This window comes from Streptomyces sp. SID3212, from assembly GCF_009865405.1.
Taxonomy (GTDB): Bacteria; Actinomycetota; Actinomycetes; order Streptomycetales; family Streptomycetaceae; genus Streptomyces.
Genome location: NZ_WWJY01000256.1, coordinates 1 through 2081 on the forward strand (window position 1 = coordinate 1; position 2081 = coordinate 2081).

1 protein-coding gene is annotated in these 2081 nt (G+C 73.4%); it reads right to left on the reverse strand.

The features are described from left to right. Positions 1-2081, reverse strand: a 2081-nt coding sequence (locus tag GT042_RS07855; protein WP_202532497.1) for a hypothetical protein, incomplete at both ends; no start/stop codon positions are given.

A 2081-nucleotide genomic window follows, 5' to 3' on the forward strand; every position in this document is an offset into this window, starting at 1 on the left:
CCGGTGCGCGGTGGCCTCCGCGACCACGGAGTACGCGTAGGTGTGCCGCGTCGAGCCCTCGTCGTACGTACGGATGGTCCGGTTCTGGGAGAGGAAGTACGAACCGGGCGGATAGAGGACCTCCGACTCGCCCGCGAAGGCGGAGAACATGGCGATCTCCTTGCCCAGGGATCCGGGGATCTCGAACACCCCGCGGTGGGTGTGCGAGGGCCCGCTGCCCCTGCCCACGGCGAAGGCGATGGCCGCGCCGGAATCCGTGGAGGTGCTGCGGAAGAACGGCACCGAGATCACCGCGCCGTTGTACAGCGGCGAGTTGGCCGCCGGCCGGGCCAGTGACCCGGGCACGCCCCGGTCGCCCCACCAGACGGTACGCCGCACCGGGGGGAGCAGTTCCAGGGCTTCGACGGCCATCTCGATGTGTGCCTTCAGCTGACCGTGGAGCCCGTCGGCGATCGCGTCGAGCCTGCGGCGCAGCCGCGACAGCTCGGGACCCGGTTCCAGGTCGCGCAGGTCCACCAACCCCTGCAACACCTCGTGGAAACCGGGCTGGGTGCGCAGCGTCAGGGGAACGTGGCTCTCCCACGGCCCCGAGCCGGGCGACCAGACGACGTAGACGCCGCGCGTGACCAGCGTCCAGGCGACGGAACGCACCAGCCACCGGCTCGCGAGCTGTCCGAACCGCTCGCCGTTCAGGAGCGCCTTCATGAGCCGGTAGTCGGACATGCTGTAGATGAACAGGGCGGTGATGTGGGCGGGGGACAGCTTCAGCAGCGCGGCGCGGCCCTCCTCGCCGTACCGTGACAGCCACTCCCGTGCCACCTCCATGCGTTCGTCGTCGGGGGACGCCGGAACGGCGCCGGAGAGCAGGACGTCGACCATCGCCAGCAGGTCGTCGGGGACGGCGAGACCGTCGGTCGCCTGGCGGGGGAAGCGCACGCCGTCGCCGTACAGCGCCACGTGGGGAGCGCGCAGACGATCGCGCACCGCGAGGCCCTCGGGGGTGTCCGGGATGCGCTGCCAGTCGACGAGGTGGTCCCTGGCCCACCCGTGGGTACGGGCGGCGTCCCGCCGCGTCGCGACGCGCTCGTCCGCCCCGCCCATACCGACCAGGTGCGAGGCGCGCAGGACCTCGTGGAGGGACTGGACGCCCTCCAGGACCGACCAGGCGATCAGCGCCGTACGGAAGGTGGCCAGCTCGGCCGGGGTGGCTCCCAGCTCCTGGGTGCCCTGGAGCAGCCACAGCGCGGGGCCGTTCACCCCCGCCACCTGACGGAAGCCCAGGGCGTCGTGCCGCTGCCAGCTCGCGCGGGCCGCCGGGTTCAGCCTCCTCAGCGGCTGTCCGGCGTGCCGGATCCGGCCGGGCAGGGCGCGGCTGACGGTCGCGGGGCCGGTGTGGGCGAAGACCGCGTTGGCGTACGCCTCCATCAGCTGGGGGAGGGTGGCCGTGGCGTCGGGGCCGAGGAGCTGGGGGAGGGGTCCGCCCGGTGCCGCCCACCTCGGGTCGTCCGGCGGGAAGAACGCCTGGGTGGCCGCCTCCTCCCCGAACCGCTCGACGAGGAACCGGTGCGCGCGGCCCACGGTCTCGCGGACCGTGGTGGTCACCTCGGGCCGCGCGGCCAGGAGTCGCGCGAGTGTGAACTCGAAGTCGAGGCTCTTCCCGCGCCAGTAGGGATTCCCGTAGTAGCCGGTGAAACGCGGGGTGTCGGGCGCGCCGGTGATCCGCCAGGACGGGATCTGGAGGTACGTGTTGTCGTCGGAGTCGGCGGAGTTGTCGGAGTCGGAGTCGGCGTCGGACACCTCGCCGGACCCGGACAGGTCGTAGGGGGGTTCGAGCTCGGCGTCGGGCTCCGACGCCGGGCCGGAAGGGGGATCGAGGTCCATCTCCATGGCGGGGTCGGAGTCCGTGGCGCTGTCGGCGTTGACCAGCCGGGCGGCCGGGTAGCCGGTCCGGACCGGACGACCGGCGTCCGGGGCCGGTGGCGGTGCGCCGGTGGCCTGCCCGCGGCCCGGATACGCCGTCACCCACCCCGTGGCCCGCCCCTCGGCGTCCTCCAGCGCGTGGATCAGCGCCGGACCGCCGT